Below are 22,918 nucleotides of genomic sequence, written 5' to 3' on the forward strand. Positions count from 1 at the left end.
TATAGCCATAAATTACAATGCCAAAACCAAATTAATTTTTACATATCAAAGCCTTAACTTATTGGCATAAGCATTGCTCTGCCATGGCAGGCCGTTACCGCACACTGCCACTTGTTATTACAGAGAAATGCAATGGACGTAAAAAAAGTAAATACCAAACCGCGCTGGAAAAAACCGCTGCTGGCACTGAGTGCCCTGGCCAGTCTGGCGCTGCTGGGCAGCCTGTGGGCCTCGCCCGGCTATCAGCATAAAACCGACCGGACTGCGTTACTGCTGGCACAGGTGCAGCGTGGCGACTTGCAAGTCAGTGTCGATGCTTATGGCGTGCTGCGCTCTGACAAGCAAACCCTGCTCACCGCGCTAACCAGCGCCACCGTGCAGCAGGTGTTGCTGCGCCCCGGCGCTCAGGTCAGTGCCGACAGCATTATTTTGCAGCTGAGTAACCCCGAGTTACTGCAGGAAGTGGAAGCGGCAGCCATGGCGTTGTCACAAGAAGAGGCAAATCTAAAGCGGTTAAAGTTGGCTAATCAGCGCGAGCGGTTAGCCGAGCAAGCCGTAATGGCTGAGCTGGATGCCAATTTACAAATGGTAACCTTAAGACGCAATGCCGAGCAGCAACTGGTCGCCGATGGTGTAGTGTCGTCACTTAGTTACCAAACCACAGTGCTGCAACAACAACAAATGCAACAACGGCTGGATTTACAACAGCAACGACTGGCGCAATTAGATGATGTTATTGCCCAGGCCGACATTATTCAGCAGGAGCAAATTAACCAGGCGCGAACCCGTTACCTTACTATGCAGCAACGGGCTGAACGTTTAACCGTGCGCGCCGGTATGGAAGGCGTGTTGCAACGGCTACCGGTAGAGCTGGGCCAAAGTGTTGTGGCTGGCCAGGAGTTGGCATTAGTCGGCAGCGACAAAGACTTACTGGCGCTGGTGCGGGTATCGCAATCACGTGCCGAGCAGCTGCAAATTGGCCAGACCGCGCAAATTAACACCCGGCGTGAACGGGTGGACGCTGTGGTTACCCGCATTACACCGGAAGTACGCGAAGGCACTATCGAAGTTGAGCTGGCCTTTACTGAAGGCGTACCGGCCTCAGCGCGGCCGGAGCTGAATATAGACGCGCAGATTTTTACCGCCCGGCTAACCGACACCCTGTATCTGGAACGGCCGGTTAATGTGCAAAGCCATAGCAGCAGCCGGTTATTTAAAGTTACCGATGAGGGCCGCGCTTTGTCTGCCACTGCTCTGCAGTTTGGCGACGATGCCGGCCGTTATTTACAAATTACCAGCGGCGCGCAGCAAGGCGACACCTTTGTACTGTCTGATATGGCAATCTTTCGCGATGCAGACCTGATTCAACTGCAGTAAGCACGGAACAATATTAAGGAAATAACATGCAACAACAAAAAATCAGTATGCGCGGCATTACCAAGGTATTTGCCACCGATGAAATGGAAACCCATGCCTTACGTGGCATTGATTTGCAGATCTTTGCCGGTGATTTCGTGTCAATTTGCGGCCCGTCTGGCTGCGGTAAGTCTACCTTGTTGTCCCTGCTGGGCTTGCTGGATATGCCGACTGAAGGCAGTTACCAGATTGAAGGCCAGGAAGTCAGTGGTTTAAGCCTCAGTGAAGCCGCTTTTATCCGCAATGAAAAAATTGGCTTTGTCTTTCAGTCGTTTAACTTAATAGACGAGCTAACCGTATTTGACAATATCGCCCTGCCGCTGCGTTATCGGCGTAATGCAGTGCCCAAAGCCGAGCTGCAGGAGCGGGTAATGGCGTGCCTGAAAACGGTGGATATGAGCCACCGCGCCGGCCACCGGCCAAATCAGTTATCCGGTGGTCAGCAGCAGCGTATTGCCATCGCCCGTGCCTTAGTCGGCAGCCCGGCGTTGCTGCTGGTAGATGAGCCAACTGGTAACCTGGATTCGAAAAACGGTGATGCGGTAATGGATATGCTAAGCGAGTTAAACAGTAACGGCACCACGCTGTGTATGGTAACGCACGACCCGCGCTACGCCGATATGGCCAGCCGCAAACTGCACCTGCTCGATGGCCGCATTCTGGATGCTGATGGCACGCCCTTATCAACACAGGCGGCACAGGCGCAACAAGCGCCGTTACTTCAGGCCGCAGGCCAGTAATGCTGGCGTTTAGTGGCTGGTTTTGGCTCGGCGTTATAGCGCTGCAACCGCTGTGTTTGCTGCTGCTGACGTTACTGGTGGCACTGTGGGCTAACAGCAGTGCCAGCTCCGCATAAGGATAGTGAGATGTTTACCATCAAAGATTTATCTACCGCGCTGTACGCGCTAAGCAAAGCCAAAGGCTATGCGCTAACGGTGATCCTGACACTGGGCCTGACACTCGGCAGCCTGGTGGCGATGTTTAACCTGAACTACCAGATTTTAGCGGCACCGCTGCCTTATGCTGATGAAGATCAGTTAGTGGTAGGCAGCACCGCCTGGCTGGATAAAGACGGCAGCGTGATGTATCCGCGTTTGTTGCCGGTGAGTATTTTCCGCCAGCTTTACCAAAAACCTTCAGAACAGTTAAGCGACCAGGCCTTGTATAGCTTTTCCTATATCGGTATGACGCTACGCGATTTGCCGCATAGCCCACAGGTGCAAATTGCCTACACCACGCCAGGTTATATGCGCATGTACCAAATGCCACTACTGCATGGCCGGGCTTTTAGTGCTGAAGAAGATGTCGGCAGCCAGCAACCGGTGGCGGTACTGAGTGAAAAAATCTGGCGTGAGCACTATAACGCTGACCCATCGCTGATAGGGTGGAGTGTACATATCGGCAGCCAGCAGTTTAAAGTAGTGGGCATCGCCGCTGCCGACTTTATCGAACCGCGTTTGACCGGACCAGCCCGCAGCAATGACATCTGGCTACCCTGGGACTTTAGCATTGGCAGTAGCTTTGGCCCCGGTGACGTAAGCGGTGCGCACCTATACCTGGCAAAACTGAAAGACGCCAGCCAACGTCAGGTGTTCGAGCAGCAGCTGCGGCCGCAAGTTGCCAGCCAGTATCAGGACGATATCACTGCCTTACCCAGCCAGGCCGGCCGCAGCCTGGTATTTAATGCCGAGCCGCTGCGTTTAGTTTTAGAGGGTGACAGCCGTAGCCGCACCTTATGGATGCTGGCCGGTAGTCTGCTGTTATTACTTATCGCCGCTGCCAATATCACCAACTTGTTATTGTCCCGCGCCGCCCGTCAGCAACGCAGCATGAGTATTCAGGCCGCGCTGGGGGCGCAGCGTCATCATCTGCTGGGGCAGGTGCTGGCAGAGCTTAGCTGGTTAATGAGCAGCGCTTTGCTACTGGCTTTTATCGTTGCCGAAGGTGCTTACCATTTACTACAGCTTTACGCCGGTGCCATGCTGCCAAGACTGGCCGAGCTGGGTTTTGACTGGCCGGTATTAGCTTTTGCCGTCGCTATCAGTCTGCTGCTGGCGCTGGGCTTTGCTGCACTTATCAGCCGGCAAATTAACTACCGCGCGTTGCAGCAAAATCTGCAAAGCAGCGGCAAAGGCAGTGGCGTGCAAATTAGCAGCCGCACCCGTCAGGTATTAATAGGCGCTCAGGTAATGCTGGCGGCTATGCTGCTGATCTGCAGTGCCCAGGTGTTGTTGCAGTCGTTGCAACAGCTGCGCCAGCAAGTGGGGTTTGCCAGCGCAGATCGCTATCAAATTCCGATTGATAATATTACCGCCACACCGGATGACAGCTTGCCGCCGGAGCAAAGCCGTGCGCTATACCGCCAGCAAAAAGACGAGTTGATGCAGGTGCGGGATATACTGCAGCAACACCCGGCAGTAGAGGCCGTGTCGGTCAGCAATTATCCGCCGATTTCTTTTGATGGTTACTATGGCTCGGCCAGCTTTATCCCGTCACCAGACAGCCCCAACCAGCAACTGTTCAGCCGTGCCGTGTTCACGGACCAGTTTTATCTGCCAATGTTCGACATCAAGTTAGTGCAGGGCCGCAATTTTACAGCGCAGGAAGTGGCGTCACAGGCTATGGTCGTTATTATCAATCAGGTACTGGCGCAACAGCTGAAGCCAGACGGTAAAGTGCTTGGCGAAAGGCTGTATTCGACCGACGGCAGCCTGGCCTTTGAGATTATCGGCGTCAGCGCTAACCATCATTTGCCGGATGCCTGGTCGGCGGAAGAGACCGGTCGCAGTTATTTAACCCGCAACATAGGCACAACCGCCAGCCTGCAGTTGCAGCTAAAACCCGGTATGCAGCTGGACAAAACCGCCATTAATCAGGCGATGGTGCAGGTGTCACCGCATTATCGCGCCGCCAATATGTATAGCATTGCAGACAATGTCACCAGGGTGTTACTGAGCAACTATCTGGCTGCGGCTGTAACCACCTCATTGGTGGTGCTGAGCTTCCTGCTGGCGGCCATCGGTATTTACGGAGTACTGAGCTACAGCGTACAGCTGCGCCGCTTTGAGCTGGGTGTGCGGATGGCGATAGGCGCCCGGCCAGTGACAATTTTAAGCCAGTTACTCGGCGAAAACCTCAAACCGGTTGCTGCGGGTTTAGCGCTGGCAGGCCTGATGTTGGCCGCACTGTGGTTGGGCCTGCAACACACCACCTTGATGGTTGAATTGTCGGCCGGCGGCTTTGCGCTGCCGCTGTTACTGATAGTGCTGCTTACCACACTGACCTCGCTGTTATCGGTGTGGGGCATTATCCGCAAACCTGCCATTTACGCATTACAAGGACAATAATATGCTGCGCCCTTCGCTACATTCCTGGTTTCAAACTGCGTCACTGCTGCTGCGCCAGCAGCAGTTGTATGCGCTGACCATTATTTTGACCCTGGGCCTGACACTGGGCGCGCTGGTAGCCACTTTTAACCTGAATTATCAGCTGTTACTGCAACTGACCTTACTAGACAGCTTAAAACCCTTGTTATGGGCGGTGCTGTTGCTGGCGATGAGTTATAGCGCTTTGCAGCTGAGTTTGCGCCTGGGTTGGTCGTTTAACTTTGCGCAGCAGTTACAAATAGCGCCACTGCATGCAGTACTGGCATTACTGACCGTGTTGCTGCTGACAGCAGCCATTGTACTTGGTTGTATGCGGCCTTTGCTCAGCCGGCCGGCGGTACAGGCGTTACGCGGCGAATAAGGCGCTAGCCCGTACTAAGCAGAAAAAAGCCCCCGCACCAGGCGGGGGCAATACGTGGTGGAACACGGGGGAGAAAATCAGAACGTATAACTGATACTAAAATCGATACTGCGCGGCATAATATAGCGGCCGTTCGGGCTGCCGGCGCTGCGCGGATCACCTTCGGTAATGCCGTCTTTATCGGTCAGGTTAGCTACCGACAACTGGGCTTTTAACTGCTGCGTAATCTCCAGCTGCACACCTAAATCGATTTTGCTGTAGCCTTCCAGTGTTACGCTGTTGCCGTTATCGCCAAAGCGATCGCCTACCGACGCCAGGGTGCCGTATACCGTAGCGTACATATCCGCGACATCGAAGCCATAGCTGGGGGTTACCCGCAGCATCCAGTCCGGCTGGCGGATGGCCTGGTTGCCTACCACTAACGGATCCGGGTGGTTAGTAATTTCGGTATCCTGCACGGTGGCGTTCAGGTTTACCGCAAAGCCGTTGTCGGCACGGTAGTTGGCATCAAACTCGATACCCATGGCTTCGGTGGTTAACACTTCGGCCGGTGCACCCGGGCGGGAGACAAACAGCTCGCCATCTACTTCGTTATAGAACGAGGTTAGGTAAATACTGTAGTTTTGTTCGGCCCATTTGTAACCGAACTCATACTGGGTAACTTCTTTAATCAGCTTATCGCCACTTTCAAAGGCGCCGTAGTTGTCGCGGAAGTCGTCAAAAAACGGCATTTTATTGCCTTTATTAACCCTGGCAAACACGCCCATATTGCGCTGCCACATCCAGTTTACCCCGGCAGTCCAGGCGGTTTTGCTTTCATCGTAATCTACTGCTTTGCTGATATCGCCGGTTAAACCTTCATCTACCACATAGGTAATTTTGTGGTTTTCGCGGCGCAGACCAACATCTACCCGCCATTGTTCGTTCAGCTGATATTCTACCGCGCCATAAAAGGCACTGGTGTCGCCGTCGCCGGTGGCATCGATATCGTAGTCCCAGCATTCAGGGACTCCGAATTCTGCTGCAATAGCGGGAGTCGGGCATTGCACATTGTGCAGTTCTTCACCACCTTTTTCCACCACAAACCAGGATTGGTTGCCGATAGACCACCAGTCCTGTACCGAGAAGTTGGTGGCGTAATAGCCCAGGGTAAACACGGCGTTATCCGTGGTTTTGCTCAGTGCTATATCATTGGTAAAGGCTTCAATATCTTTTAATACCACCCAGCGGCCAATTTGTTGCGCTGTGGTCTCATCGTTATAACTGGCGCCGGTTGCAAAACCTGTTACCGGGCCGGTTATCAAACCAGCATCATCCAGTGTGCTGATCTGAAAAGGATTACCATTGGGCACCAGACCAAAGGTGTTGGCTTCGCCTTCAATATGGCTAAAGCGGTAGATTAAACGCCAGCTGTCGCTGAGGTCTAAATCGACGGTACCGCCGGTAATGCCACCGTTCCAGCCGCGGCCATCGCCAAAGTCATAGCTTTGTTCTTCGCCATCCGGGCCATAGGCAATTTTACCGAGGCGGTTATTCGGGCCAATCTGGCTGTAGTCGTTATCCACCCCCGGCACATTCAGTGCTACCGGCAAATGCCATACGCCGTGATCGTCGGTCTGGCGGGTATAAACATTAATACTGCCGTTATCCAGCTCTTTGGTAACGTTAACGGTAAACTGATGGCCTTTTTCTGAGTTAAAGCCGGTTTCGCGCGGGCCTTCAGAGCTGCTGATATAGCCGCCGGCCATTACGTACAAGCGGTCGGCAATTTCACCGCTAACCACACCATCAACCCGGCGCAGGCCGTAGCTGGAGGTAGAAAATCTCACCAGACCTTCTGTGACTTCACTGCCTTCTTTTAACAGGAAGTTAGTGGTTAAACCCGGCTGGCCGTTGGATAACACCGGCGTTGAACCGCCACGCAGCGCTTCCATAAAGTGCACGGTTTCATCGAGGCGGAAAATCGACGAGTTTTCTAAGAAAGATAAGGTTGGTGGCGGGAAAATCGGCGCGCCGTTGAGCTGGATAGTTAAAAATGGCGCGTCACCGGTGCTGGGAAAGCCGCGCACAAACACGTTGGCACCGGCGATACCACCTGAGCTTTCTGCCCATACGCCAGGCACTACGGTAAATAACTCCGCTGTGCTTTTCGGGGCCAGCCGGCCGATATTTTCTGCTGACACATTGGTAATGGCGTAACTGGTGTCGACTTTAAAACCAGACATACCGCTGGCTTTACCGGTAACCACAATTTGTTCTATTTCACCCTGGCTCTCTGCCGCGGAGGTGGCGTCGGTATTGGTCTGTGCGATAAGGGGCATGCTGCAAACCAGCGCCAGAGCGGCGCTGATCTTATTAAGTTTGGCTACCATTTTTGTTCTCCTGCTATCCTGTCGATGATTACAGCGGCTGTTGTTTTAATCACTTTTTGTTCAATCTTGTGCCGTGCGGATTTAACCATAGGTGATATTGCAATCGATTGCAATAGTGTGATTGATGTTTTTGCATACGATTGCAAAGCTGTTTAATCCAAAAATGGCCGGGATCTGTACTCTGGCTGCCAGCGGCGTTGCGGGGCGCGGCCTGATAGGGCATTATTGCTTGCATGACAGCAAATTACGGCGAAACTAAGTAGGTACTGTGGCGATTAAACCGGCAAAAACTATGACCTTATCTGATATAGCCCGGCTGGCCGGGGTGTCGGAGTCTACCGCGTCGCGCGCCTTACGCGACAACCCGGTAATTAACGCGCAAACGCGGCAAAAAGTGCAGCAAATTGCTGCTGATCATCAGTTTAAAGTCAATGCCACTGCGCGCAGCCTGCGCACGCAGAAAAGCCACACTATCGCTGTGATCATTTTGTTTGACGCTAAAACCCAGCAGGCGATAACCGACCCCTTTCTGCTGGATATTCTTGGCGTAATAGCCGATGAGCTGACCCGCCAGGGCTACGATATGTTGCTGAGCAGCAGTAAAACTACCGACAAAGACTGGCGCAGCTACTACTTTGATTCAAAACGCGCCGACGGCCTGATTGTTATCGGCCAGGGCGAGCATGATGAGCGGGTAGAACAACTCAGTGCCGCTGGGGTGCCCTTTGTGGTGTGGGGCGCGGCCAGCGGCACAGAGCATTTTCCGGTGATTGGCAGCGATAACCGCCAGGGCGCACAGTTAGCGGTGGCGCATTTGATTACACAAGGTTGCAAGCGTATCGCCTTTTTAGGTGATATTCGCCACAGCGAAATTGAAATGCGTTATCTGGGCTATCAGGATGCATTGCAAGCGGCCGGCATTAAAGCTGAACCAGCGCTACAGCTAAACACCGATTTTACCGCTCAGGCCGGTTTTTTGCAGACGCAGCAGGCGCTGTTTGCCGAGCTTGGCAGCCTGGATGGTATCTTTGCCGCCAGTGATGCCATTGCCATGGGGGCAATGAAAGCGCTGCTGGAGCACAACATCAAGGTGCCACAGCAGGTAGCGCTGGTAGGCTTTGATGATATTGCGATGTCTGCCTACTGCACACCGTCGTTAACCACAGTAAAACAGGACACCCATGCCGGAGGTAAATTGCTGGTAGCGCAGCTGCTTAGCCGTATTAACGGCGGCAAAGCAGCATCTCAGCTGCTGCCGGTGACGTTAATAGAACGCCAGTCCAGCTTGCGAAGCAGTTAACTGTTGTTGGTTATTGAACACCGCTCCCGCTGACGGAGCAATCTGCTTGTCCTCACAGACTGTGATGCCAGATGGGGCGACACAGAGTGTCTGAGCCCTGCCGTAGGCAAAAGGGCGAGTTGCTGTGGCGAGCCCAGCGGGTATTACAGTCTGTGCGTTATCACCTGACTGAAAATGCTAACCGCTGCTATTTAAGGTGTTGCTCATAGCTCAGTTATGTCGTTAAGCTTGATCGTCTGTACTGTCGGGTACACCTTTAACGCTCCGCTTAGCACCCTGGCATCCCCAATACCTATCGCTTTCATACCGGCGCGATTAATCGCTTCAATACCGGCCAGCGCATCTTCGACACCGATGCAGTGCTGTGGCGCCACGCCCAAACCGTTGGCGGCGAGTAAAAACACTTCCGGATCGGGTTTGCTGTTTATTACCTGGTTGGCATCGGCAATATAGTCAAATTGCGCCGCTATACCTAAACGCTCAACCACAAAGGCGGCGTTTTTACTGGCAGAGGCCAGGCCAATTTTAATACCGCTTTGGCGCAGTTCTGCAAACAACGGTTGTACGCCGGGGTACAGATCGGCTGCTGTCATATGGTCGATCAGCGCAAGATAATGCGCGTTTTTTTGCTGCATCAGCCGCGCCTCTTCGGCCTCACTTAGCGTTAAGCCGCCTTGCTGTAAAATCCAGCGCAGCGAGCCTAAGCGGTCAACGCCCTTTAACTGTTCATTGTCATGTTCGGTAAAGGCAATACCCAGCTCATCGGCCAATGCCTTCCAGGCATGAAAATGGTAAATGGCGGTATCGGTAAGTACGCCATCCAGATCAAAAATAACGGCGCGGCAGCTCATACTGATACTCCAATCGCTTTACTCACGGTTTGGCCGTGGGTTAGCGCTACAGCCTGGCTTGCGTGAAACAGCGTTAACGGCTCGCCGCTGATTAGCTGATAACTGGCCTGCTGGCTGTCGGCGCTAAACTGCAGCACGCGGCCGCGGTAACTTAAGCGGAAGCTCAGGCCTGGTAATTGCGCTGGCAACTGCGGCTTAAAATACAGGCCATCGGGGCGCGAGCGCACGCCGGCAAAACCCATTACCAGCGACATCCAACTGCCGGCCATACAGGCGATATGCACGCCAAATTCGGTATTAGCATGGTGGTTATCCAGATCCATCCGCGCGCTGTCGCCAAAAAACTCGTGTGCTCTTGTGGTGTCGCCGGTTTCGGCAAACAGAATGCTGTGAATACAGCTGGATAGGCTGGAGTCATGCGTGGTCAGCGGCTCGTAATAGGCCAGATCGCGCTGCTTTTGTGCCTGTGGTATCGCATCATCCAGCAGTAGTAGCGCCAGCACCACATCGGCCTGTTTTAATACCTGATGGCGGTAAATCACCAGCGGGTGATAGTGCAGCAACAGCGGGTACTTGTCGGCCGGGGTGTTGGCAAAATCCCACGGCTGGCGGCTTAAGAAATTATCATCCTGCGGGTGCACCTGCAGTTGCTCGTCAAACGCCAGATACATGGTATCGGCCGCCTGTTGCCATTGCTGTATTTCGGTTTCTGTTACGCCCAATTGCCGCAACAGTGGGCTCTGCTCTGCCTGCAGTTTTTGCACTATTTCCAGCGTAAAACGCAGCTGCAATTGCACCATGGCATTGGTGTAAAAGTTATTGTTCACCAGCGCCGAATATTCATCCGGTCCGGTAACCATATGAATTTCAAACTTACCACTGCGCGCAGAGAAAAAGCCCAGCTGCAGCCATAGCCGCGCGGTTTCAATCAGCATTTCAGCGCCCATCTGCTGCATAAAGGCCCAGTCGTCGGTGGCCAGATAATAACTGCGGACAGCGTAAGCGATAGCAGCATTAATATGGTACTGCGCGGTGCCGGCCGGGAAATACGCCGAGCACTCTTCGCCGCCAATAGTGCGCCACGGATACAAGGCACCACGGCTATGCGACATCTGCCTGGCGCGCTGACGTGCCGCATCCAGCTGGCTGTAGCGCTGAGTTAATAACTGCCGCGCTATAGCGGGCTGAGTCAGGCTCATTACCGGCACGACGTAAATTTCAGTGTCCCAGAAGTAGTGGCCATCATAGCCAGGCCCGGTTAGCCCTTTGGCGCCGATATTGCTCTGGCCGTTACGGCCGGCTGATTGCGCCAGGCTAAACAGGTTAAAACGAATCGCCTGCTGCAGTGCCACATCGCCCTCTATGCTGACATCGGCTTGCTGCCAGAATTGCTGCCACCACTGCTGATGCTCGCTTAGCAAGCCAGCAAAGCCTTGCTGCTGCGCGTTACTCAGTAATTGCAGTGCTTGTTGGCCCAGGTGGTCGCTGTCGTCAACATTGGCGCTGTGGCAATAGATCACCAGCTTGTGCAGCGTCTGGGTTTCGCCTTGCTGCAGTTGCAGAGCAAATTGCTGCGTTAGTTTATTACTTTGGCTATCGTCCTGTGTCAGCAAAGTAGCATTGGCCGGCAACACGTGGCTTGTTGCTGCGGCGACAATAAAATCAGCGCCTTTAGCACGGTGCAGCATCAGGCTGTGTTCGTCTTCGAATTGCTGGCTAAGCAGCGTTAAGCTGTCGGCTATCGACATGTCACCCACCCGCGGGTCATCTTTTTTATAAAAGCCCGGGTAAGCGGCATCCAGGCCGCTGGTCAGGATAACCTCAGCGGAGAAATTCAGTGCGGTAATACTCAGCTCTAGCGCCATTAAATGCGGGTTGGCCTGGGAGACAAAACGCCGGCTGGCGATACGTAACTGCTTACCGCTTTGGCTTTGCCACTCACTGTGCCGGCTAAGTACGCCCTGCTGCAAATTCAGCGTGCGGCTGTGGCTGCCGGCCTTATCAGCACTAAAGCTTTCGCCGTCGACACTCAGCTTAAGCACTTTGCCATTGGCGACCTGCAGCATTTTGTGGTTATGTTTAGCAAAACCGTAAGCGGCTTCACCGTAATGAATTGGCTCGCTACTGTACACGCCGTTTAAATAGGTGCCTTCGCAACCGGCAACCCCAGCCGGGCCGCCTTCTTCCAGCGTGCCGCGTGTGCCGATATAGCCATTGGCCAGGCTAAGCAGCGTCTCTTGCAGCAGTAAATGCTGCGGCTGGTAGTGGTTGTCGGTTAAAGCCCAGGGCTCAGTGGTAAGCGGCCGCACGGCAGCATGGGGATGTAACGACATAAAGCGTACCTGACTAATTGCAGTAAATAAGCTTAATATACAGCTTTTGCAATCGATTGCAATATGCAATAAAAGCGTTGTATAGTGCAAAATGTCAGCAAACAGACTGGCAACAGGGTAAAACAACTATAGCTGTGATACACAGCATAAAAATGAGAACCAGACTATGGCCACTTTGCGTATTCGCTTGTCGCTACTGCTAACCTATTTCGTCTTCGCCATTCTGCTAAACAGTGTCGGTACTGTTATCTTGCAGGTGATCCACACTTATCAAATCACAAAAGAAGCCGCCAGTGTGCTGGAAGGCTTTAAAGATATTTCCATCGCCGTGGTGTCCTTTATTATTGCCTCTTACCTGCCGCGGCTGGGCTATAAAATGGCACTGCAAATTGCACTGGTGCTGGTTACGCTGGCTTGCATTATGATGCCGCTGCTGCCCGCGTTCTGGACCACTAAATTGTTATTTCTTGCCGTCGGCGCCAGCTTTGCGCTGGTGAAAGTATCGGTATATGCCAGTATCGGTGTGGTTACCCGGACCAAAGCCGAGCATGCGTCCCTGCTGAATTTTATTGAAGGCGGTTTTATGCTCGGTGTGTTGTCAGGCTACTGGCTGTTTTCGGCCTTTATGGACCCGGCGGCACCAGAATCCGATGGTTGGTTGCAGGTGTACTGGTTGCTGGCACTGCTGTGTGCGGCTAACCTGGCGTTGCTTAGCAGCACCCCTTTTCCAAAACTGGAGTTGCCACTGGCCCAGCCATTAAAGCAGGATTTTATCGCCATGCTGCAGCTGGTGTATAAACCGCTGGTGTTTGTGTTTGTGTTATCGGCGTTTTTATATGTGTTGATTGAGCAAGGCATCGGTAGCTGGTTACCCACTTTTAACAATGAAGTATTGGCACTGCCGAACCAGCTCAGTGTGCAGCTGACCAGTATTTTTGCCGCCAGTTTAGCGCTGGGCCGCATTTTGGCCGGCGTGGTACTGAAAAAGCTGTCCTGGTATCTGCTGCTTAATGCTTGCCTTATCGCCATGGCGCTATTGATCCTGCTTACATTGCCATTAACGCGCAACATAGAGCTGAATGCCGATGTCAGCTTATTCAGCGCGCCGCTGGCGGCTTACCTGTTTCCGCTGATTGGCCTGTTTATGGCACCGATTTATCCGGTGATTAACTCGGTAATGTTAAGTGCCCTGCCCAAAGTACAACACGCGCCGATGACCGGGCTGATAGTAGTGTTTTCCGCACTGGGCGGCACCACCGGTTCTATGGTAACCGGCTATACCTTTGCCAACTTTGATGGCCAGACTGCGTTTTATCTGAGCTTGCTGCCGCTGAGTTTGTTGTTGCTGTCAGTTGGTTTGTTTCATCGCCAGAGCAAACAGCCGACAGCTTAATTTGCCAGCGGACAATACACTGCCGGCTGCGGTTAAATGCGCTTAAAGCGCGCCGGTTCTGTGCTACACTGGTGCGCTTATTTGGGCGGTTAACTCATACCTGATGCATCAACTGAACTCTTTAGAAAAACGTGCCGCCATGGCGCTGGCGCTGGTGTTTTCCAGCCGCATGCTGGGCTTGTTTATGCTGCTGCCGGTATTTGCACTGTATGGCACTGAGCTGGCCGGCTTCTCGCCGTTATGGATTGGCCTGGCCATTGGCGCCTACGGTTTAACCCAGGCCATTTTACAAATTCCGCTTGGCTGGTTATCAGACCGTATCGGCCGCCACAAGGTAATGCTGGGTGGCCTGGCGCTGTTTGCGCTTGGCTCTGTCGTGGCGGCGCTGGCCGATTCTGTTTACATGGTTACCTTAGGCCGTATTTTACAAGGCGCCGGGGCTATTGCCGGTGCAGTGCTGGCGCTGGCCGCCGATTTAACCCGTGAAGAACAGCGGCCCAAGGTGATGGCCATCATTGGCGCCAGCATCGGCTTAAGTTTTGCCGCTGCTATGGTGCTGGGGCCGCTGTTGGCAAAGTGGGCCGGGCTAAGTGGCGTATTCTGGTTTACCGCCGTGCTGGCCTGTTGTGCCATGCTGGTGGTTGCCCTGCTGTTACCCAAAAGCGTGCACAAAGCGCCGATGGCAGAAACCCTGGCGCTGCCGCAAAGCCTCGGCGCTATGCTAAAGCACCGGCAACTGCTGCAACTCGATGCCGGCGTATTGCTGTTGCATTTAATGCTGACAGCGATCTTTGTCGCATTGCCGGCTTTACTGCAAAACTATGGCCTGGTATCGGTAAAACACTGGCAGTTTTATTTACCGCTGCTGCTGGGCTCTTTTGTATTAATGATCCCAATGATGATAATTGCCATGCGCAAAGCGCAGGAGAAAGGTTTCTTTTTGCTGGCCATTGCCCTGTTAATCAGCGCCATGCTGGTTATTGTTGTGCTGCCGGGCTTTTGGTCGCTCACTGCAGCTTTGCTGTTATTTTTTACCGGTTTTAACTTTCTTGAAGCCAGCCTGCCGGCACTGGTATCGCGCATCGCGCCAGCCGGGCAACGTGGCAGCGCTATGGGTATATACTCCAGCAGTCAGTTTTTTGGTGCCTTTCTCGGCGGAGTACTGGGCGGCACCCTGGTGCAACAATTTGGCTACCAAGCTTTGTTTGCTGTGCTGGCGGTTATTGGTTTAATATGGCTGGCAGTTGCCGGTACCCTTATTATTCCTCTGCGTGTGCAGCGCTTATCACTGGCGGTGTCGCTGCAAACAGAGCAGCAGGCTGAGCAATTAGCCGCAGATCTTACGGTATTAGCCGGGGTGCAGGAAGTTACACTGGTTTTGGCAGAGCAGCGCTGTTATCTGAAAGTCAGCTCAGCACAATTTGACACAGCGCAGGCGCAGGCGGTTATTGCCGCTGCCGGGGCTTAACATTTTTTAGGAGAATTCGCATGGCGCGTGGCATTAATAAAGTTATTTTGATTGGTAACCTGGGTACAGACCCGGAAGTGCGCTATATGCCGCAAGGCGGCGCAGTGGCTAATTTAACGGTAGCAACTTCAGAGAGCTGGACCGACAAAGCCACTAACGAGAAAAAAGAACAAACCGAATGGCACCGTGTGGTGATTTACCAGCGTTTAGCCGAAATTGCCGGTGAATACCTGCGTAAAGGCAGCAAAGTGTATATCGAAGGCAAGCTGAAAACCCGTAAATGGCAGGATAAAGACGGTGTAGAACGCTACACCACCGAAATTATTGCCAACGAACTGCAAATGTTAGACGGCCGCGGTGACGGTCAGCAACAAGGCGGTGGTATGGGCGGCGGCCAGCAAGGCGGTTACCAAAAACCGGCTCAGCCACAGCAAGGCGGCTACCAGCAGCCAGCCCAACAAGCTGCACCGGCTTACCAGCAACCACAACAAGGTGGTTACCAGCAAGCCGCACCACAGCAGGGCGGTTATCAAAAGCCGGCGCAGCCACAAGGTGGTTATCAGCAGCCGGCCCAGAGCCAACAACGCGCCCCGATGGAGCCGCCAATCGACTTTGATGACGATATCCCGTTCTAGGATTGGTATTTTAAAGCAGTAAATTAAAATGCTCTGAAGCCTCACGTTTGTGGGGCTTTTTTGTTGCTACCATTCATCCTCATCCTCTGGTAATGCTGATAATGTCGGGCAAGGCTCTGCACCAAGGTAGAGATTCTGCTTGACAATCTGCACCGATTTTATTCTACTCAGACGCAATAACTAAAACAGTGTTATTTAATCGGGGGAGTAATGAAGACTATTTTTTTGTGGGCGATAACCGTGGCGTTGGCCGGATTTTTATTCGGTTTTGACACCGCAGTTATCTCCGGAGCCGATCTGCCAATTCAGCAGCTTTGGCAAACAGATCCGCTATTTCACGGCATGTTCATCATGTCATCGGCATTGTGGGGCACAGTCATTGGCGCGCTTTTTGGTAGTGTGCCGTGCGACCGGTTTGGTCGTAAGGCTACCCTTATTGCTATCGGCATTTTATACATTTTGTCGGCGCTGGGCTCAGCGTTGGCAGCAGATCCTTATACGTTTTCATTTATGCGATTTATCGGTGGCTTAGGCGTTGGCATTTCGTCGATTGCAGTACCGGCGTATATCGCTGAGATAGCACCTGCTAAACATCGTGGGCGCTTGGTTGCGATGTACCAGTTCCAGATTGTGTTTGGTATTTTAGTCGCATTTTTCAGCAACTACTTGTTATCAGGTATTTCAGCTGAGGATTGGCGCTGGATGTTGGGAGTTGAAGTTATTCCCGCTATGGTCTTTCTGCTGCTGGTGTTTAAGGTGTCAGAAAGCCCGCGTTGGCTGATCCTGCATAAAAGAGATGAAGCTGCAGCCAGAGTGGTATTTAACCAGCTGCAAGAGCAAGATGTAGACACCATAGTATCTGATATCAAGCGCACCCGGCCAACAGGAAAAAAATTCAGTTTGTTCTCAAGCCGGTATCGTTTCCCGGTAATGTTGGCGTTTTTTGTTGCTTTCTTTAACCAACTGTCGGGGATTAATTTTATTATCTATTTTGCCCCGCGCATTTTCTCGCTGGCTGGCCTCGATAGTGACTCCGCATTACTTTCGTCGGCGGGCGTGGGGATTGTGAACCTGATCTTCACCATGTTGGGTTTGTATTTGATTGATAAAGCCGGCAGACGTTTGCTGATGCTTATAGGCTCAGTCGGCTATATTGTTTCGTTAAGTGTGGTTGCCTATGCCTTTTATGCTGGCATAGGTGGTATGGCGGTGGTGTTTTTTGTATTTCTGTTTATTGCCTCGCACGCCATTGGTCAGGGCGCGGTGATCTGGGTGTTTATATCTGAAGTGTTTCCTAATGCGGTGCGTGCCAAAGGCCAGTCTCTGGGGGCCAGCACACACTGGGTATTTGCGGCATTAATTGCTTTACTGATGCCGTTTTTCTTAAGTGTGTTTACACCCGCCACCATTTTTATCTTCTTTGCTTTTATGATGGTACTGCAACTGGTTTTTGTGCTGTTTGTCATGCCTGAAACAAAGGGGCGTACGCTGGAGTCCATCTCGGAAGAGGTCCAGACAGAACATTCTGAGGCTGTTGTGTTAACGAAGTAAAACCTGACAGCATGGCAGATGATCTGCCATGCTGTTATTTCTGTTGCAATCTGTCCGGCACACCGCCTTTTAACAGTACTGTGCGGTCTGGTGCGAAATGCGAATAAAGCGGCAAAATAGCGCCACCAATGGCGATTGCATCTTCACCCAGGCTGCCTTTTTCGATCTGTGGCACGAATAAATTTGACGTTGGCATCGCTGCCAACCGTCTTTTGATCATGCTGATAAGCTCAATTAACAGAAATGTTGGCAGTTGGGAGTCAATAACAACCTTTTCCAAATCCAGGAAACTGACACAAGACATAATGCAGAATACGACGCCTTCTGCGCAGTCCTGCATCCAGTCATGCACCAGTGCCCGGTTGTCATCAATAATATCGGCAAGATCTGCAATATTGTCGATATTAACCTGATGAAACTGCAGGTGTCTGAGCAGTGTTGCTATCGAAGCCCGGTTAACTAAGGTATCCCAGCCGGAGGTGTTGCTTTGGCTGTCCAGCCTGGATTGCGGCACAGGTAACGTTGCCAGATTGGCGGCATTACTATGCACCCCTCTTTCCAGATTGCCATTGAGTACCAGGCCCCCGCCGACAAAGGTATCTATGTATATGTAGAGGAAATTGTTTGCGGCTTTTATCTGGCCAAAGTACAGCTCAGCCGCCGCGGCTGCTGAGCAGTCATTTTCAAAGAATATGCTGTAAGGCAGGCGTTGTTCCAATTCATTGGCGAAGTCGATATTAACCCACTGCTGCGCGATATCAGGTGCCATTTCATGCTGTGCTGCCCAATTACCTAAGAACCAGGGCATCGCAATCCCGACACCAACAAAGCGCTGGCGTTGCGCTGGCGATAGTTTGGCCAGCATCACTTCAATGCCGCTACTTAAGCTATCGATAAGCTGCTCTGGGGTGGGTTCTTTATAACGATGGGATGCTTTATCTATTACCTGGCCGGCAAAGTCAGATAATACATACTCAATATTTTGTCTGCCCAGCTTGATACCAACCGAAAACAGGCCGTCGGCTTTAATCTGGTAAAGGTTGGATGGCTGACCAATGCCAACACTGCGCCGGCCGGATTTTTCCAGCAAACCTTTTTCTTCTAACGCATCAACAATACGGGTTAACGATTGCAGGGTTAAACCAATACTTCTGGCAAGATCCGGTTTGGATGCGACGCCGGCCTTACGCACGGCGGAAATAACCACGCGCTCATTGTACTGCCTGAGAGTTGATGAATTACTGCCTTGCCCCATAAAATTCCACACTATCTTGGTTTTGCAACGATTGGACGGCGAAACGCCATATTTGCCGTGATAATAACCAGTTAAGGCGTATTTTTCTATGATAATACTACGTACCTTAATGGTACGCAGAGTTTAATTGCAGTAGATAAATTGCTGATGCATCAGCTGGCCAGTTTCTGCTGAACCTCCACTTTGCTTGGTGGCACACAACCATGGCGGGACACATTAATGCTCGCGGCAACAATGGCATGTCTAAGTGCAGGGCGAAGCTGTTTGTCTGACAGCAATGATGGGGCAATAGCGTCGAGGTTCTCAGACCAGAGATAAGATAGCAGCATACTGTAAAAGGTGTCGCCGGCGCCGACGGTATCGCCGAACACGTCCGGACGTATAACAGGCAAAGTAATTTCTGTTGTTTGGGTGTACAAAAGTGCGCCCTTATCGCCTTCAGTGTAAGCAAAAAGCGCTTGAGGTATCAGAGATTTAAACTTTGCCAATGCATCGCTCAGTGGTATATCCGGATACAGTCTGGTCAAATCTTCGTCGCTTGCTTTAACGTAATCGCAAAGTGGCACCAGCTGTTCAATACCGGCACTGTAGGTGGCTTTATCAGTGACGAAATCCATTCTGATATTAATGTCTATGCTGATCCTGACCCCTCTGGATTTGGCAAAAGCTATAAGTGTTTTAACCTTTGCCAGGTCCTCAGGCTCCAATGCCAAAGAGCCGGTGTGTAGTATCCGGGTTTTTTCCGGCAGGCAAGAAACCAGTAACCCGGTACTGATATCCCGGTCGGCGACGTGATGGCGGTAAATACTATAATGTGGTTGGTGCTGCGCATCTAACGTGACGATGGCAACCGAGCTTGGTAGCGCTGAGCGATGCGGCGCACCATACTCAACGCCCTGTGTTTGCATATAGCTCAGAAAGCTGTCACCAAACCTGTCCTGTGATATCGGAGACAGGTATGTAACAGGCACCTCCTGTTTGCCAATGCCAATCGCAACGTTAAATGGCGAGCCGCCCAGATGAGGGCAAAAATTACCATCAGGCTGCATTAACAGATCAACGACGTTCTCTCCAAGCACCGCAATCATAGTCTTCTCCGTGTTCATTTAAGGTGCAAGCGCCAACTCGTCAAGCGTAATTGGCCTTGCATATTGGCATTAGCATGCTTTCTATTATATGTCACCTATTCTGTTTTAGCTTTATAACTAAATCAATGTTATTTTTTATTTTTGTTGTCTCTGTTTGTGGGTATTTACATAACTTTATGTTTTTAAATAAAAATAAAGAGATTTCTAAAGGCGTTTTATTGATGTTATTTCAATTATCGCATTTTTCTGAACTGGTCAAACTTGATTAACTAAAACTGTGTTGTATATTGGTGCATGGATGGTCGAATAATGAGCAACATGTAAAACAGGAAAATTGACGGTTTCCAAACAGGCATGCAAAAACGGCTCTGAGCTAGTACTGCAAAGGGCCAATACAGCCGGAACAGACTTCCAAAAGATAATAATTAATAGAAATCATTTCTTCATAACAGCAAACCTTGCGGCCAGGCAGAACTGATGTCGTCTGGCCCGATACAGTGATGCTGTCTCTGAAGAAAATAAAACGAGACGGGGGATGTATGAAAAAGAAAGTTTTTGCGTTTAGTGCACTGTGTTGTGCCTTGCAAAGTGCAGGACTGGCAGCGCAGGTGCAGCAGGATCCGGTGCCTGATGAGTTGGTAGTTCAGCAACAAGAGTCTGAAGCGCAACAGCGCGCTCTGGAGAAAAAAGAGAAAGAAGTCGAAACCATAGTGGTTGTTGGCTATAGCAGTACGCGGCAGGAAGATATTACCGGTGCCGCCGTGGATGTAAACATCGCCGATGTGAAAGATTTGTCCTCAGCCAATATTATGCAGAATTTGCAGGGGCGGGTGCCAGGCGTACAGATCCTGACCAACGGTAATCCGAATTCGACCGCGCAGGTAAAAATCCGCGGCCAGGGGCTTGGACCTCTGGGATATAACGACCCGTTATACGTGGTAGACGGTGTGCCAATGAACTCCGGTTTGCACGAGATTAACAGTAACGATATTGACTCACTTGTTGTATTGCGTGATGCCGCCAGCGCAAGTATTTACGGGGCGCGGGCAGCGAATGGCGTCATTATTATCACCACCAAAAAAGGCCGCGGTGATTCAAAGTTTGAAGTGAAATTAAATACCTCAACGGAAGACTTCGAGTATGACCTTAATCCGCTAAACACCAGGCAACGTGCTGAAGTTGTCTGGCGCGCAGCCGTTAACGACAGGGCTAACCCGAATAATGTCAGCCCGCTGTATCAATACGACTGGAACGGTGACTACGATAATCCGCAGCTTAATAATGTCATGCTGAACACTTACATTGACAGTGCGCAAACCATGCGCCCCGCCGATACCGACTGGTTTGATGAAGTGACCCGGCGTTCTACGTCAAAAGATTTAAACCTGTCTTATTCCAGCGCCAGTGATACTTCAGCGGTGTACGCCTCATTGGGGTATCTTGATCGCAACGGTGTGGTAAAAAGCTCTGAATTTACCCGCATCAGTGGCCGTGTTAATTCACATGTTGAGCTATTTGACGGCAAAGTGCGGGTGGGTGAAAACCTTACCCTGACTGATCAAAAGCAGAATCTGGTCAACGACCTGGCTGGCGGCATTCTTGGCCTGGCGATTGAGCAACAGTCTATTGTACCGATCCGCACTGAAGATGGCACTGGCTGGGGCGGGCCAACTGCCGGTATCACCGACCGTGATAATCCGGTACGGCTGTTGGAAATGAACAAAGACAACACCAACAGATTTAACAAGGTGCTTGGCAATGTTTATGTGGAATATCTGCCGCTGGATGATTTAACGCTGCGCACTAATTATGGCCTGAGTTATGGCAATTTTAAGTTTCGTAATTTCACCAAAGCGTTTCAGGCCGGCAGCCTGAATTTTAATGACCGCCTTACTGTGACAGACGACTGGAACAAAACTATTGTCTGGTCAAATACCGCAGAATACAAATACTTACTGAACTATGACCATATGTTTACCCTGTTGGTGGGCAATGAAACGGTTGAGTTTGAGAGCGAATCTTTTAGTGCCACCGGTTCCGGCTTTGCGTCGCAAGACCGTGACTATGCTTTTTTAGAGCAGGCAACCAGCGGCATTACGGCCAATGGCTTTGCTGATGGCTGGACGCTGAAATCCTACTTTACCAAACTCGATTATGACTATGATCGAAAATATCTGGCATCTTTTACATTGCGCCGCGATGGTTCATCCCGTTTTGGTCAGAATAATCAGTGGGGTAATTTCCCTGCAGCGTCGGTAGGCTGGCGTATTTCGGATGAGGATTTCTTTAAGTTTGATGCGATGAACCAGCTGAAATTCAGAGCCAGTTGGGGACAAAATGGTAACCAGGAAATTAATACCCGGGCGACCTCATCCATCTTTCAGTCACGTTACGCCACACAGTCACTGTTTACCAATGAACAGGATGAAGGTACCGCATACGATTTAACCGGCAGTGATCAGGGCAATCTACCGTCTGGTTTTGCCAAAGTCAGTTCCGGTAACCCGGATTTAAAGTGGGAAACATCGACCCAGCTGAACCTGGGGGTGGATTTTGATTTCTTTGACAGTGCGTTATACGGCAGCTTTGACTGGTTCAGAAAGCGCACCGAAGATATTCTGACCACAACGCAGCCGCTGGCGACAGAGGGCGAAGGTGCACAGATGATCGTCAACGGCGGCACCATAGAAAACACCGGTATCGAGCTGATGCTGGGTTATACCGATGAGTTTACTGTGGCCAGCCTGGGCAACTTTACGTTCGATATTACCGGCAATATTTCAACCGCAAAAAACAAGGTCATTGCGCTGCCTGACTCGGTGGTGAACTCTTTTGGCGGGAATGGCCGGGATAAAACCATTCTGGGCAAGTCGGTAAATTCGGTATTTGGTTATGTTACCGATGGCCTGTTCCAAAGTGCGGAAGAAGTTGCCGCTCATGCCAGCCAGCCAGGTGCGGCCCCTGGCCGGATACGTTATGTTGACCTCAATGGTGATGGTGTCATTAACGATCAGGATCAGGACTTCTTTACCAATACCGATCCGGATTTTATCTACGGCCTGAATTTCACGCTGACCTACGGCCGTTGGGACTTCAATATGTTCTGGCAAGGTGTGAAAGGCGGCAGTGTCCGTAACAGCTGGCGCTTGTTTACTGATTTCACCTCACTGAATATCGGCTCTAACTATGGTGACAGGACACTGAATGCCTGGACCCCGGATAATACCGGCAGCAATGTGCCGGCATTAACCTTACTGGATAACAACAATGAAGCCAGAGAGTCCAGTTTTTACTGGGAGGATGGTTCATACCTGAAGCTGCGCAATCTTTCTATCGCATACAACATCGACCCGGCAATTCTTGATGCAAGGGTTTACTTAAGTGCACAGAACTTACTGACGATAACGCCAAGCGGCACTTTAAGTCAGGATCCTGAGGCGCCGAACAGTGTATTCCCCATTCCAAGAACCGTGACCTTAGGTCTGTCGATGACATTCTGAGTTGATGCT

The 22,918-nt window shown here is 51.5% G+C and carries 15 protein-coding genes; 10 read left to right on the forward strand and 5 right to left on the reverse strand.

What is annotated here, in order from left to right:
- The first annotated feature begins 132 nt into the window (after nucleotides 1–132).
- From ACTZWV_RS17555 to ACTZWV_RS17570, 4 genes are all read left to right on the forward strand, one after another.
- Entirely contained in the window at nucleotides 133–1,377 is a 1,245-nt protein-coding gene (locus ACTZWV_RS17555; RefSeq protein WP_444787781.1) for an efflux RND transporter periplasmic adaptor subunit, read from the forward strand.
- A 26-nt stretch (nucleotides 1,378–1,403) separates the two neighbouring features.
- Nucleotides 1,404–2,156, forward strand: a complete 753-nt coding sequence (locus tag ACTZWV_RS17560; protein WP_444787782.1) for an ABC transporter ATP-binding protein — start codon at nucleotides 1,404–1,406, stop codon at nucleotides 2,154–2,156.
- Nucleotides 2,157–2,282: 126 nt separating this feature from the next.
- Nucleotides 2,283–4,763, forward strand: coding sequence for an ABC transporter permease (locus ACTZWV_RS17565; RefSeq protein WP_444787783.1), 2,481 nt, complete (start codon nucleotides 2,283–2,285; stop codon nucleotides 4,761–4,763).
- Nucleotide 4,764: 1 nt separating this feature from the next.
- Nucleotides 4,765–5,163 carry a hypothetical protein gene (locus ACTZWV_RS17570; RefSeq protein ID WP_444787784.1) on the forward strand — a complete coding sequence of 133 codons (399 nt, stop codon included), beginning with the start codon at nucleotides 4,765–4,767 and terminating at the stop codon, nucleotides 5,161–5,163.
- A gap of 77 nt (nucleotides 5,164–5,240) precedes the next feature.
- Here the strand turns inward: ACTZWV_RS17570 and ACTZWV_RS17575 are convergent, their stop codons facing one another.
- Nucleotides 5,241–7,535, reverse strand: a complete 2,295-nt coding sequence (locus ACTZWV_RS17575; protein ID WP_444787785.1) for a TonB-dependent receptor — start codon at nucleotides 7,533–7,535, stop codon at nucleotides 5,241–5,243.
- 292 nt (nucleotides 7,536–7,827) lie between these two features.
- Here ACTZWV_RS17575 and ACTZWV_RS17580 point away from each other — a divergent pair, with 292 nt between their 5' ends.
- Nucleotides 7,828–8,835 (forward strand): LacI family DNA-binding transcriptional regulator, encoded by a 1,008-nt coding sequence (locus ACTZWV_RS17580; protein WP_444787786.1) that lies wholly within the window; start codon nucleotides 7,828–7,830, stop codon nucleotides 8,833–8,835.
- A 203-nt stretch (nucleotides 8,836–9,038) separates the two neighbouring features.
- Here ACTZWV_RS17580 and pgmB read toward each other — a convergent pair whose 3' ends face one another.
- Nucleotides 9,039–9,686, reverse strand: coding sequence for a beta-phosphoglucomutase (pgmB, locus tag ACTZWV_RS17585; protein WP_444787787.1), 648 nt, complete (start codon nucleotides 9,684–9,686; stop codon nucleotides 9,039–9,041).
- Nucleotides 9,683–12,019, reverse strand: coding sequence for a glycoside hydrolase family 65 protein (locus tag ACTZWV_RS17590; protein WP_444787788.1), 2,337 nt, complete (start codon nucleotides 12,017–12,019; stop codon nucleotides 9,683–9,685). Before ACTZWV_RS17590 ends, pgmB begins: the two co-directional genes overlap by 4 nt.
- Before the next feature lie 166 nt (nucleotides 12,020–12,185).
- Here ACTZWV_RS17590 and ACTZWV_RS17595 point away from each other — a divergent pair, with 166 nt between their 5' ends.
- The 4 genes from ACTZWV_RS17595 (at nucleotide 12,186) to ACTZWV_RS17610 (ending at nucleotide 17,066) form a co-directional block, all read left to right on the forward strand.
- Nucleotides 12,186–13,412 carry an MFS transporter gene (locus ACTZWV_RS17595; protein WP_444787789.1) on the forward strand — a complete coding sequence of 409 codons (1,227 nt, stop codon included), beginning with the start codon at nucleotides 12,186–12,188 and terminating at the stop codon, nucleotides 13,410–13,412.
- Between the two features lie 103 nt (nucleotides 13,413–13,515).
- Nucleotides 13,516–14,880, forward strand: coding sequence for an MFS transporter (locus ACTZWV_RS17600; RefSeq protein ID WP_444787790.1), 1,365 nt, complete (start codon nucleotides 13,516–13,518; stop codon nucleotides 14,878–14,880).
- A 20-nt stretch (nucleotides 14,881–14,900) separates the two neighbouring features.
- A complete protein-coding gene (ssb, locus tag ACTZWV_RS17605; protein ID WP_444787791.1) occupies nucleotides 14,901–15,515 on the forward strand; it encodes a single-stranded DNA-binding protein in 615 nt (204 codons plus the stop codon).
- 210 nt (nucleotides 15,516–15,725) lie between these two features.
- Nucleotides 15,726–17,066 carry a sugar porter family MFS transporter gene (locus ACTZWV_RS17610; protein ID WP_444787792.1) on the forward strand — a complete coding sequence of 447 codons (1,341 nt, stop codon included), beginning with the start codon at nucleotides 15,726–15,728 and terminating at the stop codon, nucleotides 17,064–17,066.
- A 34-nt stretch (nucleotides 17,067–17,100) separates the two neighbouring features.
- Here the strand turns inward: ACTZWV_RS17610 and ACTZWV_RS17615 are convergent, their stop codons facing one another.
- Together ACTZWV_RS17615 and ACTZWV_RS17620 are read right to left on the reverse strand one after the other, a co-directional pair.
- Nucleotides 17,101–18,321: an ROK family protein gene (locus tag ACTZWV_RS17615; protein ID WP_444787793.1), complete on the reverse strand. Its 1,221-nt coding sequence runs from the start codon at nucleotides 18,319–18,321 to the stop codon at nucleotides 17,101–17,103.
- 152 nt (nucleotides 18,322–18,473) lie between these two features.
- On the reverse strand, nucleotides 18,474–19,409 hold the full coding sequence (locus ACTZWV_RS17620; protein WP_444787794.1) for a carbohydrate kinase family protein: 936 nt from the start codon (nucleotides 19,407–19,409) through the stop codon (nucleotides 18,474–18,476).
- A gap of 539 nt (nucleotides 19,410–19,948) precedes the next feature.
- Between ACTZWV_RS17620 and ACTZWV_RS17625 the strand changes: the two genes are divergently transcribed.
- A complete protein-coding gene (locus ACTZWV_RS17625; RefSeq protein ID WP_444787795.1) occupies nucleotides 19,949–22,909 on the forward strand; it encodes a SusC/RagA family TonB-linked outer membrane protein in 2,961 nt (986 codons plus the stop codon).
- The last annotated feature ends 9 nt before the right edge of the window (nucleotides 22,910–22,918 follow it).

The sequence above is a fragment of the Rheinheimera sp. NSM genome, assembly GCF_052380015.1.
In the GTDB taxonomy this organism is placed as follows: domain Bacteria; phylum Pseudomonadota; class Gammaproteobacteria; order Enterobacterales; family Alteromonadaceae; genus Alishewanella.

Excerpts from the sequence above, each read along its gene's own strand:
- ACTZWV_RS17565 (WP_444787783.1), top strand. The coding sequence starts at position 2,283 with ATGTTTACCATCAAAGATTTATCTACCGCGCTGTACGCGCTAAGCAAA.
- ACTZWV_RS17600 (WP_444787790.1), top strand. The coding sequence starts at position 13,516 with ATGCATCAACTGAACTCTTTAGAAAAACGTGCCGCCATGGCGCTGGCG.
- ssb (WP_444787791.1), top strand. The coding sequence starts at position 14,901 with ATGGCGCGTGGCATTAATAAAGTTATTTTGATTGGTAACCTGGGTACA.
- ACTZWV_RS17575 (WP_444787785.1), bottom strand. The coding sequence starts at position 7,535 with ATGGTAGCCAAACTTAATAAGATCAGCGCCGCTCTGGCGCTGGTTTGC.
- ACTZWV_RS17590 (WP_444787788.1), bottom strand. The coding sequence starts at position 12,019 with ATGTCGTTACATCCCCATGCTGCCGTGCGGCCGCTTACCACTGAGCCC.
- ACTZWV_RS17555 (WP_444787781.1), top strand. The coding sequence starts at position 133 with ATGGACGTAAAAAAAGTAAATACCAAACCGCGCTGGAAAAAACCGCTG.
- ACTZWV_RS17615 (WP_444787793.1), bottom strand. The coding sequence starts at position 18,321 with ATGGGGCAAGGCAGTAATTCATCAACTCTCAGGCAGTACAATGAGCGC.
- ACTZWV_RS17610 (WP_444787792.1), top strand. The coding sequence starts at position 15,726 with ATGAAGACTATTTTTTTGTGGGCGATAACCGTGGCGTTGGCCGGATTT.
- pgmB (WP_444787787.1), bottom strand. The coding sequence starts at position 9,686 with ATGAGCTGCCGCGCCGTTATTTTTGATCTGGATGGCGTACTTACCGAT.
- ACTZWV_RS17560 (WP_444787782.1), top strand. The coding sequence starts at position 1,404 with ATGCAACAACAAAAAATCAGTATGCGCGGCATTACCAAGGTATTTGCC.
- ACTZWV_RS17620 (WP_444787794.1), bottom strand. The coding sequence starts at position 19,409 with ATGATTGCGGTGCTTGGAGAGAACGTCGTTGATCTGTTAATGCAGCCT.
- ACTZWV_RS17570 (WP_444787784.1), top strand. The coding sequence starts at position 4,765 with ATGCTGCGCCCTTCGCTACATTCCTGGTTTCAAACTGCGTCACTGCTG.
- ACTZWV_RS17625 (WP_444787795.1), top strand. The coding sequence starts at position 19,949 with ATGAAAAAGAAAGTTTTTGCGTTTAGTGCACTGTGTTGTGCCTTGCAA.
- ACTZWV_RS17595 (WP_444787789.1), top strand. The coding sequence starts at position 12,186 with ATGGCCACTTTGCGTATTCGCTTGTCGCTACTGCTAACCTATTTCGTC.
- ACTZWV_RS17580 (WP_444787786.1), top strand. The coding sequence starts at position 7,828 with ATGACCTTATCTGATATAGCCCGGCTGGCCGGGGTGTCGGAGTCTACC.